The sequence below is a fragment of the Azospirillum thermophilum genome, from assembly GCF_003130795.1.
GTDB lineage: Bacteria > Pseudomonadota > Alphaproteobacteria > Azospirillales > Azospirillaceae > Azospirillum > Azospirillum thermophilum.
The window spans coordinates 562,084-574,900 of record NZ_CP029356.1; the positions used below are offsets into that span (position 1 = coordinate 562,084).

Here is a 12,817-nt window from a genome sequence, read left to right on the forward strand (position 1 = left end):
GGCACGATAGCGCGGACCACGAAGACGCGAACCAACCAAAAACAAGCATGGCGCGCGGAGCGCCGGGTCGGGCGGCATGATCCGGCAATATGAACTTGTCGAGCGCGTAAAGGCCTACGACCCCGACGCGGACGAGGATCTGCTGAACCGCGCCTACGTCTTTTCGATGAAGGCGCACGGCTCGCAGACGCGGGCCTCCGGCGACCCCTACTTCCTGCATCCGCTGGAAGTCGCCGGCATCCTGACCCAGTTGAAGCTCGACTCCGGCACCATCGCGACGGCGCTGCTGCACGACACGGTGGAAGACACCGTGGCGACGCTGGACGACATCGAGAAACTGTTCGGCAAGGAGATCGCCAGGCTCGTCGACGGCGTCACCAAGCTGTCGCGGCTGGAACTGCACAGCGAGCAGGCCAAGCAGGCCGAGAACTTCCGCAAGCTGGTGCTGGCCATGTCGGAGGACATCCGCGTCCTCCTGGTGAAGCTGGCCGACCGGCTGCACAACATGCGCACGCTCCACCACCTGAAGCCGGAGAAGCGCAAGCGCATCGCCCGCGAGACGATCGAGATCTACTCGCCGCTGGCCGAGCGCATCGGCATGCACAAGATCAAGGACGAGCTGGACGACCTCGCCTTCGCGGAGCTGAATCCCGACGCCCGCGACAGCATCCTGGCCCAGCTCGCCCGCCTGCGCAACGAGGGCGAAAGCCGCGTCCAGAGCATCATCAGCGAACTGCGCGAGACGCTGGAGGCCGAAGGGCTGCGCGACTTCTCGGTCTCCGGCCGCGAGAAGACCGCCTATTCGATCTGGCGCAAGCTGCAGCGAAAGAACGTCAGCTTCGAGCAGCTGTCCGACATCATGGCCTTCCGCATCACGGTCGGAAACCTGGGCGAATGCTATCAGGCGCTGGGCGTGATCCACGCCCATTACCCGGTCGTTCCGGGGCGCTTCAAGGACTACATCTCGACGCCCAAGCCCAACGGCTACCGCAGCCTGCACACCGGCGTGATCGGCCCCGGCCGCAACCGCATCGAGGTGCAGATCCGCACCCGCGACATGCACGAGATCGCGGAACTGGGCGTCGCGGCCCACTGGGCCTACAAGCAGGGCACGCCCCACAGCACCGAGGGGCGCGAGTACCGCTGGCTGCGCGAGCTTCTGGACATCCTGGAGCACGCTCAGAAGCCCGAGGAGTTCCTGGAACACACCAAGCTGGAGCTGTTCCAGGACCAGGTCTTCTGCTTCACGCCGAAGGGCGACCTGATCGCCCTGCCGCGCGGCGCCACCCCGGTGGACTTCGCCTATGCCGTCCACTCGGAGGTCGGCGACCATTGCGTCGGCGCCAAGATCAACGGCCGCATGCTGCCGCTGCGCACGCAGTTGCAGAACGGCGACCAGGTCGACATCGTCACCTCCAAGGCGCAGACGCCGGTCCCCGGCTGGGAACGCTTCGTCGTCACCGGCAAGGCGCGGGCGCGCATCCGCAAGTTCCTGCGCACGCAGCAGCGCTCCCAGTACATCGAACTGGGCCGCGCCATCCTGCAGCGGCAGTTCAAGGCGGAAGGCTACGAGTTCTCGGAAAAGGCGCTCGACAACGTCATCAGGATCTTCCAGCAGCCGAGCTCGGAAGACCTGCTGGCGAGCGTCGGGTCGGGACTGAATTCCGGCCGCGAGGTCTTCCACGCGGTCTTCCCCGGCCACAAGCCGCACGCGGCGACCCCGCAGCCCGATGAGAAGAACCAGATCATCCCGAAGCCCAAGCCGAAGGCGAAGGGCAAGGAATCGGCCCTGCCGATCCGCGGGCTGATCCCCGGCATGGCGGTCCATTACGCCCGCTGCTGCCATCCGCTGCCGGGCGACCGCATCGTCGGCATCGTGACGACGGGCAAGGGCGTGACCATCCACACCATCGACTGCGAGACGCTGGAGAGCTTCAACGACTCGCCCGAGCGCTGGATCGACGTGGCCTGGGACACCGGCCCGGACAGCCCGGAGGAGCATGTCGGCCGCATCTCCGTCGTCGTGGCGAACGAGCCGGGCTCGCTCGGCACGCTGTCCACGGTGATCGGCAAGAATGGCGGCAACATAACCAACCTGAAGATCACCAACCGCAACCCGGACTTCTTCGAGCTGCTGATCGACATCGACGTGAAGGACGCCAAGCACCTGACCAACATCATGGCGGCCCTGCGCGCGACCCCGGCGATCAACTCGGTGGACCGGGCACGCGGCCGGTAGAGCGGAAAGGATCGCCCCATGCCCGGCCCGGCGCCCTCCGAACCCACCGTGTTCAGCCGCCTGATCGCCGGCGAGCTGCCCTGCGCCAAGGTCTATGAGGACGAGCGGACCTTTGCCTTCATGGACGCCGGCCAGGTCAATCCCGGCCATGTGCTGGTGGCGCTGAAGCGGCCGGCCGAGACCCTGCTGGACCTCAGCGAGGACGAGGCGGCCGCCCTGTTCCGCACCGTCCACAAGGTCGCCCGCGCCGTCGAGGCCGCCTTCGCGCCGGAGGGGATCACGGTGCTGCAGACCAACCGGCCGGCCGGCTGGCAGACGGTGCCGCACATCCATGTCCATGTCGTGCCGCGCTACCGAGGCGACGGGGCGGAGCTCGTCTGGCCGCGGCGCTCGCCGCCGATGGACGAGTTGAAGGCCCTGGCTTCCCGCATCCGGGTCGAGTGACCGGCAGCCTGTACGTCCTGCGGCCCGGTCCGGCGGCGGATGAACGGGAAGAAAGGTGACGTGCCGCCGCACCCTCGCTATATAGACGGATCACCACCTCCGCCGACCTCCGGCGGGGCCGCAAGGGATTCCGGAGTCCTGGACACATGTCCCGTCACCTGCGCCTCGGCGTGAACATCGACCATGTGGCGACCATCCGCAACGCGCGGGGGGGCCGGCATCCCGATCCCGTACGCGCCGCCCTGCTGGCGGCCGAGGCCGGGGCTGACGGCATCACCGCGCATCTGCGCGAGGACCGCCGCCACATCATCGACAGCGACATCGAGCGGCTGGTCGCCGAAATCCCGCTGCCGCTGAACCTGGAGATGGCGGCGACCGACGAGATGCTGGCGATCGCGCTGCGCCACAAGCCGCATGCCGCCTGCATCGTGCCGGAGAAGCGGACGGAGGTGACGACGGAAGGCGGCCTCGACGCCGCCGGCGGCTTCGACCACCTGACGCGCTTCGTGGGCGAGCTGGGGGCGGCGGGCATCCGCGTCTCCCTGTTCGTCGATCCGGAGCCGGCGCAGCTCGACGCCGCCAGGGCGCTCGGCGCCCCGGTGGTGGAGCTCCACACCGGGGCCTATTGCGAGGCCGAGACCTGGCAGGAGCGCGAGACCGAGCTTTCCCGCATCCTCCACGCCGCCGCCCATGCCGAGGCCATCGGGCTGGAGTGCCACGCCGGCCACGGCCTCAGCTTCGACACGGTGGGGCCGGTCGCGGCGATCCCGACCATCGTGGAGCTGAACATCGGGCATTTCCTGGTCGGCGAGGCGGTGTTCGGCGGGCTGGCCGCCGCCATCCGCGAGATGCGCACCCTGATGGACAAGGCCCGGCCGAGAGGCGGTCGATGACTGCCGGACCGGCGATCGCCGGCATGATCCTGGGCATCGGCAACGACCTGATCGACATCCGCCGGATCGAGAAGTCGCTGGAGCGTTTCGGCGACCGCTTCATCGACCGCGTCTTCACCGAGGTCGAGAAGGGCAAGGCGGAGCGCCGCGCCGCTGCCGCCGGACGGCACAGTGCCCGCGCCGCCACCTACGCCAAGCGATTCGCCGCCAAGGAGGCCTGCTCCAAGGCCCTCGGCACCGGGTTCCGCGACGGGGTCTTCTGGCGCGACATGGGGGTGGTGAACCTGCCGTCGGGCCAGCCGACCATGGCGCTGACCGGTGGCGCGCTCGCCCGGCTGGAGACGATGACGCCCCCCGGCATGCGCCCGCGCATCCACGTGACGCTGACCGACGAGTATCCCATGGCGGAAGCCATCGTCATCATCAGTGCCGAACCCGACACCCCTTCCGTTTCCACCGCCACGGCGACACCAGCATGACTTTCGAGAAGCAGACGGCGGGCAGCGCCAAGACCAAGGACGCCGGATTTGCCGAAACGGTGAAGACGGTGCTCTATGCCGTCCTGATCGCCTTCGGCGTGCGAACCTTCGCGTTCGAGCCGTTCAACATCCCGTCGGGCTCGATGATCCCGACGCTGCTGATCGGCGACTACCTCTTCGTCTCCAAATACTCGTACGGTTACAGCAAGCACACCATCGCCTTCGGCCTGCCGGTCTTCGAGGGCCGCATCATGGCCAAGATGCCGGAACGCGGCGACGTCATCGTCTTCAAGCTGCCGCGCGACAACAAGACCGACTACATCAAGCGCATCGTCGGCCTGCCCGGCGACACGATCCAGATGATCGGCGGCATCCTGCACATCAACGGCCAGCCGGTGAAGCGCGATCGGATCGAGGATTTCGTGACGCAGGACGCGCTGGGCCGCACGCTGCACGTCGCCCAGTATGTCGAGACCCTGCCGAACGGCCGCAGCCACCGCATCATCGAGGAGACGGACAACGGCCCGCTCGACAATACGCCGGCCTACAAGGTGCCGGAGGGCCATGTCTTCATGATGGGCGACAACCGGGACAACTCCCTGGACAGCCGGGTCCCGGCGCAGGTCGGCTTCGTCCCGCTCGAGAATCTGGTCGGCCGCGCCGAGTTCCTGTTCTTCTCGCTGGACGAGGGCACCCGCTTCTTCGAGGTCTGGCGCTGGCCGATGGACCTGCGCTTCAGCCGGCTGTTCAGCGGGGTCAAGTAATTGGGTGCTGAGATGGAGGAGTCCGTGGGATCCGCTGCGGACGCCGGGACGGCCGATCTGGCGGGACTGGCCGAGGCGCTCGGCCACCGCTTCGCCAAGCCGGGCCTGCTGGAGGACGCCGTCACCCACCCCAGCCTGATGGGGCTCGAGCGTGGCGGACGTCGCGGCCAGCGGCCCGACCATGGGCCGGGGCTCGCCTATGAACGGCTGGAGTTCCTGGGCGACCGCGTGCTTGGGCTGGTGATCGCCGAATGGCTGCTGGAGCAGTTCCCGCACGAGAAGGAAGGCGCGCTCGCCAAGCGCCATGCCGCGCTGGTGCGCCGCGAGGCGGTCGGCCGGGTGGCCGAGGGCATCGGGCTCGGCGGCTATCTGCGGCTGTCGCCGGCGGAGGCGCAGGGCGGCGGGCGGACCAACCAGACCATCCTGGGCGACGCCTGCGAGGCGGTGATCGGGGCGCTCTACCTCGACGGCGGGCTGGACGTGGCGCGCCGCTTCATCCGCGGCGCCTGGGCCGAGCAGATCGAGCGGCCGCAGCCGCCGCCGATCGATCCCAAGACGGCGCTGCAGGAATGGGTACAGGGTCGGGGGCTGCCGCTGCCGACCTATGAACTGTTGGACAGGAGCGGCCCGGCCCATGAGCCGGTGTTCCGCGTGGCGGTGCGCGTGGAAGGGATGGATCCGGTGACCGGGACCGGCCCGTCCAAGCGGATCGCCGAGAAGAAGGCGGCCAGCGTGCTGCTGAGCCAGGTGGGAGTGAAGGTCGATGACTGACGGCCGCGACGACATCGACAACGATGATGAGAAGCTCGACCAGGAGCCCGACGAAGGGTTCGGGGACGAGGCCGACGACGATTTCGGGGATGAGGACGAGCTGGACGGGGTGACGGAGGATCTGCCGCCGCCGACCGTCCTGCCGGAGCATCCGCGCTGCGGCTACGTGGCATTGGTCGGCGCGCCGAATGCCGGCAAGTCGACCTTGCTGAACGCGATGATCGGCAGCAAGGTCTCCATCGTCAGCCCGAAGGTGCAGACCACCCGCACCCGCGTGCTGGGCATCACCATCGCCGGCGACAGCCAGCTCATCTTCGTCGACACCCCCGGCATCTTCCGGCCGAAGCGCCGGCTGGACCGCGCGATGGTGGCGGCGGCCTGGCAGGGGGCCGAGGACGCGGACGTCATCTGCGTGCTCTACGACGTGTCCCGCCGCAGCATCGACGAGGACACCCGCGGCATCGTCGCCCGGCTGAAGGAGCTGAAGCGCCCGGCCATCCTGATCCTGAACAAGATCGACCTGGTGAAGCGCGAGGTCCTGCTGGGCATCGCCGACAGCTTCCAGCAGGAAGGGGTCTTCACCGACATCTTCATGGTGTCGGCCTCCACCGGCGACGGCATCGCCCATCTGCGCAAGTGGCTGGCCGACCGCATGCCGGAGGGGCCGTGGCTGTTCCCGGAGGACCAGATCTCCGACATGCCGATGCGGCTGCTGGCCGCGGAGGTCACCCGCGAGAAGCTGTTCCTGCAGCTCCACCAGGAGCTTCCCTATTCCGCCACGGTGGAGACGGAGGCCTGGGAGGAGTTCGAGGACGGGTCGGTCAAGATCTCCCAGGTGATCTTCGTCCAGCGCGAGAGCCAGAAGGCCATCGTGCTCGGCAAGGGCGGCCAGCGCATCAAGGCGCTGGGCAAGGCGGCCCGCACCGAGCTGGAGGATATGCTGGAGCGCCGCGTCCACCTGATCCTGTTCGTCAAGGTCCGCGAGGACTGGGTGGACGACCCGGAGCGGTACGAGGCCTGGGGGCTGGACTTCGGGGCGTCGTAAGACGCAGCCGCCGTTCCGCGGGGCTGTGCGGTATGCGCTACGCCCCGTTTCCGCCGCCGGACACGGCGAGTTTCGGCAGCTTCTCGGCGATGCCGTAGAGGGATTCGCGGCGGCGCAGCTCGGCGAAGATCTCGTCGGGGTGGATGCCCAGGGCGACCCAGAGGACGGACAGGTTGTACAGCAGGTCGGCGCTCTCGTTGATGACGCCTTCGCGGTCGCCGCTCATGGCGTCGAGGGCGACCTCCACGGCCTCCTCCCCGACCTTCTTGGCGATCTTCTTCGGCCCGGAGGCGAACAGCCGCGCGGTCTTGGACGCGGCGGGGTCCATGCCCTGCCGTTCGAGGATGGCGTCGTAGAGGCGGATCAGATCGTCGGTCATCGGACTGTTCATGTACAAACTATACTGGAATATGAACAGTCGCAGGCCCGCTTTCCATCCGCCTCGTGATCGGTCCGGGAAAAATAATGCTCGCCGGGCGGCCGGCCTCAGGGGCTGACCACCTCGCGCGAGCGGTCGGCCTTCGGCCGGTCCTCCAGCAGCGGGCGGGCGGTGACGACGAAATGCACGACCTCCGCGATATTGGTGGCGTGGTCGCCGATGCGTTCCAGGCTCTTGGCGATCTGCGCCAGATGCATGTGGGTGGTGAAGCGGTCCTGCCCGGCCGAGGCGGAGCGCACGATGTCCTCGTAGATGCTGGTGTAGAGGGCGTCCACCTCGTCGTCGGTGCGCCAGATGCGCAGCGCGCCCTCCACGTCGCTGTCGACATAGGCGTCGACCACCGCGGCCAGCCGCTCGCGCACCAGGCGGCCGAGCTTCGGCAGGGCGGCCATCGGCGCCAGCTCCGGCCCCTCCGCCAGGATGGCGGCGCGCTTGGCGCAGTTGGCGGCATGGTCGCCGATGCGCTCCAGATTGCCGGCGATCTTCAGGGCCGCCACCACCTCGCGCAGGTCGTCGGCCACCGGCTGGCGCAGCGCCAGCAGGCGCATGCAGTGCGCTTCGATCTCATGCTCGAAGCTGTCGAGTCGGGCATCGGACTGAACGATCTCCTGCACCAGATCCGGGTTGCGCTGGGTCAGGCAGCTCAGCGCCTGGTCGAGTTGGGTCTCGGCAGCGCCGGCCATCTGTACGATGCCGGCCTTCAGCCGCTTCAGCGCATCTTCGAACGCGGAAACGATGTGCGGAACGTTGTTCTTCATCTGTCCGACCTCTGACGCGTCGGGCGGTGCCGCCCGGCGTCCCTGCAGGAGTAGCAAAATGGGAATTCCGGCAGGGTACCGGACAAATGTTACAAAAACTAGACGGCCACCCGGGAAATCTGCGGTCCGGCCATGACGGGCGGGCAGGCCCCCGCTGTCACAATCCCGTTGCGGGGGAGGGGGATTCAGCCTAGACATAGCCCCCGGCGGGACCGGGGGTATGACTGTCCCGGCAGGTTATTCGCGTACCTGCCGTTGACGGAAAATTAACTCTGATCCGGCAGTTTCTCCGGCACCGACGTCCGGTAGAACGCCGGTGCTCCTAGAAGCTGGCGCCTCTTGACGGGGGGCCGGCTTTGCCACGGGATCTTGCGGGGTTCCGATGCCGCCGGATCGGGCGTCGCCCGGCCGCGCGCACACTCCGCTTGAGCGCGAGGGGGCATTCGTCTATGGAACCGTTGGCGGGCATGGCAGGCCATCCCGTCGGCAAGGCCGTCTCAACCGCATAGATAGAGTCCGTCAGCTCCATGCTTTCCAAACTGCTCGGCGTGCTGTCTGCCGACATGGCGATCGATCTGGGGACGGCCAACACCCTGGTGTATGTCAAGGGCCGCGGCATCGTCCTGAACGAACCGTCGGTCGTCGCCATCGCCAACGTGCGCGGCAAGAAACAGGTTCTCGCCGTCGGTGACGAGGCGAAGATGATGCTGGGCCGCACGCCCGGCAACATCCAGGCCATCCGCCCCCTGCGCGACGGCGTCATCGCCGATTTCGAGGTGGCGGAGGAAATGATCAAGCATTTCATCCGCAAGGTTCACAACCGCCGCAGCTTCGCCAGCCCGCAGGTCATCGTCTGCGTGCCGTCGGGCTCGACCGCGGTGGAGCGCCGGGCGATCCAGGAATCGGCCGAGGCCGCGGGCGCGCGCCGGGTCTTCCTGATCGAGGAGCCGATGGCCGCCGCGATCGGCGCCGGCCTTCCGGTGACGGAGCCGACCGGCTCCATGGTCGTGGACATCGGCGGCGGCACCACCGAAGTGGCCGTGCTGTCGCTGGGCGGCATCGTCTATTCGCGCTCCGTCCGCGTCGGCGGCGACAAGATGGACGAGGCGATCATCGGCTACATCCGCCGCACCCACAATCTGCTGGTGGGCGAAGGTTCGGCCGAGCGGATCAAGAAGGAGATCGGGTCGGCCTGCCCGCCGGAGGACGGCGAGGGCCGCATCCTGGAGATCAAGGGCCGCGACCTGATGAACGGCGTGCCCAAGGAGCTCATCATCTCCGAGCGGCAGATCGCCGAGTCGCTGGCCGAGCCGGTCTCGGCCATCGTCGAGGCGGTGAAGGTCGCGCTGGAGCATACCGCCCCCGAGCTGGCCGCGGACATCGTCGACAAGGGCATCGTGCTGACCGGCGGCGGCGCCCTGCTGGGCAACCTGGACTTCGTCCTGCGCCACGCCACCGGGCTGCCGGTGTCGATCGCCGAGGATCCGCTCTCCTGTGTCGCGCTGGGCACAGGCCGCGCGCTGGAAGAGATGAAGACGCTGCGAAACGTCTTGGTCAGCGCCTACTGATTGGTGTATTCCTCGGTTGGATGCCTCCGGCCTTTTTGCTCCTGCGGATTAGACACCGCACAGTGAAAGGCCGGAGACGGACCGCGTATCTCGACGGGATAATCCTGTGAAGCCACGCACATCCGGATCCGTCATACGCCTCGCCGCTCCGCTCCGGGCCCTCGCGCAGCGTTTTTCCTTCCTTCTCCTTGTGCTGGCCTGCGTCGCGCTGATGATGGTCGGCAAGATCGAGGCGCTGTCGGTCGACAACGCGCGTGCGCGCGTCACCGATGCCTTCGCCCCGATCCTCGACGCCATCTCGCGCCCGGCGGCCACCGCCGCCCGCGTGGTGGAGTCGGCGGTCGAGGTGCAGAACGCCTTCGAGGAGAACCAGCGGCTGAAGGCGGAGAATGCCCGGCTGCTGCAATGGAAGCAGGCCGCCCTGCGGCTCGAGTCCGAGAACGCCAGCCTGCGGAGCCTGCTGAAGGCGACGCCGGAACCCTCCGTCTCCTACATCACCGCCCGCGTCATCGCCGCCCCCGGCAGCAGTTTCCTGCGCACGCTGGTCGTCACCGCCGGCCGTCGCGACGGGGTGCGCAAGGGGCAGGCGGCGCTTGCCGGCCCGGGGCTGGTCGGCCGGGTGATCGAGGTGGGGGAGTGGTCGTCGCGCATCCTGCTGCTGACCGACATCAACGCCCGCGTTCCGGTGGTGGTGGAATCCTCGCGCCAGCGCGCGGTGCTGGCCGGCGACAACTCCGACCAGCCGAAGCTGCTCTACCTGCCGCCGGAGACGCCGGTGCAGGTCGGCGAGCGGGTGGTGACCTCGGGCCATGGCGGGCTGTTTCCCCCCGGCCTGCCGGTCGGCGTCGTGACCTCGGCGGGCGAGCGCGGCGTGCGCGTCCTGCCGAACGCCGACCTGTCGCGCATCGAGCATCTGCGTCTCGTGGAATTCGGACTGCCGGGCACCGATCTGGACCAGGCATCCGAGTGGAAATGACCACGACGTTCTGGCAGCGGCTGGACAAGGCCGGCCGCAACCTCGCGCCGTTCGCCGTCACCGTGATGCTGATGCTGCTGGGCATGGTGCCGGTGCCGATCCCCGGTTACACGCCGGTGGCGCCGATGCTGACGGTGATCTCGGTCTATTACTGGACGATCCATCGGCCGGATCTGATGCGGCCCGGCGTCGCCTTCCTTATCGGGCTGCTGCAGGATCTGCTGACCGGCGGGCCGCTGGGGGTCAACGCCCTGCTGCTGGTTGTCACGCAATGGGTGGTGCTGAACCAGCGGCGGGTGTTCCTGTCCAGCACCTTCCTGCTGCTGTGGGTGGGCTTCGCCATGGTGATGCTGGGTATCTGCTTCCTGCAGTGGCTGGCCTTCTCCGCATTGAATGCGACATTGCTGCCATTCAATACGGTACTGTTCCAGGGGCTGCTCACCATGGCCATCTTTCCCAGCGTGGCGTGGCTGCTGATCCGCGTCCACCGCGCCTTCCTGCAGACCTGACCGGTTCCGTTTCCTCGCACAGGCCTCGGCATCCATGAGTTCGATCGACCGCGATACCGACCGCTCCCGCCTTCTCGGCCGCCGCGCACTGGTGCTCGGCGGGCTGAAGCTGGGCGCCCTGTCGGCCCTGGTCGGGCGGCTTTATTACCTGCAGGTGGTGGAGTCGGCGCGCTACACCATGCTGGCCGAGGAGAACCGGATCAGCCTGCGCCTGATCGCACCGTCGCGCGGGCCGATCGTCGACCGCTTCGGCGAGCCGCTGGCGGTCAATCAGCAGAATTACCGCGTCGTCGTGGTGGCGGAGCGCATCCACAACATCCAGGAGACGCTGGACAAGATCTCCCGCATCGTGCCGCTGACCGACGGCGACCGCCGGCGCGTCCTGCGCGAACTGCACCGCAAGCGCCGCTTCGTGCCGGTGACGGTGCGCGAGAACCTGACCTGGGAGCAGGTGGCGACCATCGAGATGAACACCCCGGACCTGCCGGGCGTGGCGATCGAGGTGGGCGAGCTGCGCCACTATCCGCATGCCGAGGCGACCGCCCACATCATGGGCTATGTCGGCGCCGTCTCGGAGTCGGAGCTGAAGGGCAACAGCGACCCGGTGCTGTCGCTGCCGGGATTCCGCATCGGCAAGGCGGGCATCGAGAAGTATCACGAGAAGGTGCTGCGCGGCACCGCCGGCACCAGCCAGCTCGAGGTCAATGCGGTCGGCCGGGTGATCCGCGAACTGTCGCGCGACGAGGGGCAGTCCGGCCGCGAGATCCAGCTGACCATCGACATCGCGCTGCAGCATTACGTGCAGCAGCGGCTGGCGCAGGAGCAGAGCGCATCCGCCGTGGTCATGGACGTGCATACCGGCGGCATCTACGCCCTGTGCTCCCACCCCAGCTACGATCCCAACCAGTTCACCATGGGCATCAATGCGGAGCTGTGGGAAGAGCTGCTGTCCAACCCGGCGACCCCGCTGAACAACAAGGCGGTGGTCGGCCAGTACCCGCCGGGCTCCACCTTCAAGATGATCGTGGCCCTCGCCGGGCTGGAGAGCGGCGCCATCACCGGCCGGCACAGCGTCTTCTGTCCCGGCTACATGGAGCTGGGCGACCACCGCTTCCATTGCTGGAAGAAGGGCGGTCACGGCACGGTGGACGTGGTCGGCGCGCTGCGCCATTCCTGCGACGTCTTCTTCTACGACCTGTCACGCCGCGTCGGCGTCGACCGCATCGCCGAGATGGCGAAGCGCTTCGGTCTGGGCGAGCGTACCGGGCTCGACCTGCCGCACGAGCGGCCGGGCCTGATCCCTTCCATCGCCTGGAAAAAGGCGACCTACGGCAAGAGCTGGGACATGGGCGAGACGCTGGTCGCCTCGATCGGCCAGGGCTACGTGCTCGCGACTCCTCTACAGCTCGCGGTGATGACCTGCCGTCTCGCCAACGGCGGCTATGCGGTGAAGCCGCACCTGACCAAGCAGATCAAGACGGTGGCGGGCGAGCAGACCGCCTGGCCGCCCATCGGGGTGAAGAAGGAGAACCTCGACCTCGTCCTGCGCGGGATGAACGAGGTGACCAACGCACCGAACGGCACGGCCTACAAGTCGCGCATCACCGAGGTCGGCTATGAGATGGCCGGCAAGACCGGCTCCGCCCAGGTGCGCCGCATCACCATGGCCGAGCGCAACACCGGCGTGAAGAAGAACGAGGACCTGCCCTGGCGGGAGCGCGACCACGCGCTGTTCGTCTCCTTCGCGCCGGTCCAGGCGCCGCGCTATGCCTGCGCCGTCTTCGTCGAGCATGGCGGCGGCGGGTCCGCCGTGGCGGCGCCGATCGCCCGCGACATCCTGCTGGAGACCCAGAAGCGCGATCCCGGCCGGGCGGCGGTGGCCGAGGGGCCGGTCCCGGGCCGGCCGGAAGAACCGCGCGGGTAGCGCCGTCT

General features: G+C 68.1%; 13 protein-coding genes. 11 read left to right on the forward strand and 2 right to left on the reverse strand.

What is annotated here, in order from left to right; all coding sequences use genetic code 11:
• The first annotated feature begins 76 nt into the window (after positions 1-76).
• From DEW08_RS23680 to era, 7 genes are all read left to right on the forward strand, one after another.
• Positions 77-2,239, forward strand: coding sequence for a RelA/SpoT family protein (locus tag DEW08_RS23680; RefSeq protein WP_109331876.1), 2,163 nt, complete (start codon positions 77-79; stop codon positions 2,237-2,239).
• Between the two features lie 18 nt (positions 2,240-2,257).
• Positions 2,258-2,683 (forward strand): HIT family protein, encoded by a 426-nt coding sequence (locus tag DEW08_RS23685; RefSeq protein WP_109331877.1) that lies wholly within the window; start codon positions 2,258-2,260, stop codon positions 2,681-2,683.
• 146 nt (positions 2,684-2,829) lie between these two features.
• Positions 2,830-3,576, forward strand: a complete 747-nt coding sequence (locus DEW08_RS23690; RefSeq protein WP_109331884.1) for a pyridoxine 5'-phosphate synthase — start codon at positions 2,830-2,832, stop codon at positions 3,574-3,576.
• Positions 3,577-3,599: 23 nt separating this feature from the next.
• Entirely contained in the window at positions 3,600-4,055 is a 456-nt protein-coding gene (gene acpS, locus DEW08_RS23695) for a holo-ACP synthase (RefSeq protein WP_109332383.1), read from the forward strand.
• Positions 4,052-4,819, forward strand: coding sequence for a signal peptidase I (lepB, locus tag DEW08_RS23700; RefSeq protein ID WP_109331885.1), 768 nt, complete (start codon positions 4,052-4,054; stop codon positions 4,817-4,819). Before acpS ends, lepB begins: the two co-directional genes overlap by 4 nt.
• Before the next feature lie 12 nt (positions 4,820-4,831).
• On the forward strand, positions 4,832-5,590 hold the full coding sequence (gene rnc, locus DEW08_RS23705) for a ribonuclease III (RefSeq protein WP_109331886.1): 759 nt from the start codon (positions 4,832-4,834) through the stop codon (positions 5,588-5,590).
• Entirely contained in the window at positions 5,583-6,635 is a 1,053-nt protein-coding gene (gene era / locus DEW08_RS23710; protein WP_109331889.1) for a GTPase Era, read from the forward strand. The genes rnc and era overlap by 8 nt, the downstream gene beginning before the upstream one ends.
• A gap of 37 nt (positions 6,636-6,672) precedes the next feature.
• On the opposite strand, the gene hisE is transcribed toward era, so the two are convergent.
• Both hisE and phoU read right to left on the reverse strand, forming a co-directional pair.
• Positions 6,673-7,014, reverse strand: coding sequence for a phosphoribosyl-ATP diphosphatase (gene hisE / locus DEW08_RS23715; protein WP_109331893.1), 342 nt, complete (start codon positions 7,012-7,014; stop codon positions 6,673-6,675).
• A gap of 107 nt (positions 7,015-7,121) precedes the next feature.
• Complete coding sequence (gene phoU, locus DEW08_RS23720) at positions 7,122-7,832, reverse strand: phosphate signaling complex protein PhoU (RefSeq protein ID WP_109331894.1); 711 nt, start codon at positions 7,830-7,832, stop codon at positions 7,122-7,124.
• A 527-nt stretch (positions 7,833-8,359) separates the two neighbouring features.
• Here phoU and DEW08_RS23725 point away from each other — a divergent pair.
• The 4 genes from DEW08_RS23725 to mrdA all read left to right on the forward strand — a co-directional run bounded on the left by DEW08_RS23725 (position 8,360) and on the right by mrdA (position 12,809).
• Positions 8,360-9,400 carry a rod shape-determining protein gene (locus DEW08_RS23725; RefSeq protein WP_109331896.1) on the forward strand — a complete coding sequence of 347 codons (1,041 nt, stop codon included), beginning with the start codon at positions 8,360-8,362 and terminating at the stop codon, positions 9,398-9,400.
• 106 nt (positions 9,401-9,506) lie between these two features.
• Positions 9,507-10,376, forward strand: a complete 870-nt coding sequence (gene mreC, locus DEW08_RS23730) for a rod shape-determining protein MreC (RefSeq protein ID WP_109331899.1) — start codon at positions 9,507-9,509, stop codon at positions 10,374-10,376.
• Positions 10,373-10,885, forward strand: a complete 513-nt coding sequence (mreD, locus tag DEW08_RS23735) for a rod shape-determining protein MreD (protein ID WP_109331906.1) — start codon at positions 10,373-10,375, stop codon at positions 10,883-10,885. Before mreC ends, mreD begins: the two co-directional genes overlap by 4 nt.
• Positions 10,886-10,919: 34 nt before the next feature.
• On the forward strand, positions 10,920-12,809 hold the full coding sequence (gene mrdA, locus DEW08_RS23740; RefSeq protein WP_109331907.1) for a penicillin-binding protein 2: 1,890 nt from the start codon (positions 10,920-10,922) through the stop codon (positions 12,807-12,809).
• The last annotated feature ends 8 nt before the right edge of the window (positions 12,810-12,817 follow it).

Bases quoted from the DNA above. Each gene is read 5' to 3' on its own strand.
- acpS (WP_109332383.1), top strand. From the start codon at position 3,600: ATGATCCTGGGCATCGGCAACGACCTGATCGACATCCGCCGGATCGAG.
- mreD (WP_109331906.1), top strand. From the start codon at position 10,373: ATGACCACGACGTTCTGGCAGCGGCTGGACAAGGCCGGCCGCAACCTC.
- DEW08_RS23725 (WP_109331896.1), top strand. From the start codon at position 8,360: ATGCTTTCCAAACTGCTCGGCGTGCTGTCTGCCGACATGGCGATCGAT.
- rnc (WP_109331886.1), top strand. From the start codon at position 4,832: ATGGAGGAGTCCGTGGGATCCGCTGCGGACGCCGGGACGGCCGATCTG.
- phoU (WP_109331894.1), bottom strand. From the start codon at position 7,832: ATGAAGAACAACGTTCCGCACATCGTTTCCGCGTTCGAAGATGCGCTG.
- mrdA (WP_109331907.1), top strand. From the start codon at position 10,920: ATGAGTTCGATCGACCGCGATACCGACCGCTCCCGCCTTCTCGGCCGC.
- lepB (WP_109331885.1), top strand. From the start codon at position 4,052: ATGACTTTCGAGAAGCAGACGGCGGGCAGCGCCAAGACCAAGGACGCC.
- DEW08_RS23685 (WP_109331877.1), top strand. From the start codon at position 2,258: ATGCCCGGCCCGGCGCCCTCCGAACCCACCGTGTTCAGCCGCCTGATC.
- DEW08_RS23690 (WP_109331884.1), top strand. From the start codon at position 2,830: ATGTCCCGTCACCTGCGCCTCGGCGTGAACATCGACCATGTGGCGACC.
- hisE (WP_109331893.1), bottom strand. From the start codon at position 7,014: ATGACCGACGATCTGATCCGCCTCTACGACGCCATCCTCGAACGGCAG.
- DEW08_RS23680 (WP_109331876.1), top strand. From the start codon at position 77: ATGATCCGGCAATATGAACTTGTCGAGCGCGTAAAGGCCTACGACCCC.
- era (WP_109331889.1), top strand. From the start codon at position 5,583: ATGACTGACGGCCGCGACGACATCGACAACGATGATGAGAAGCTCGAC.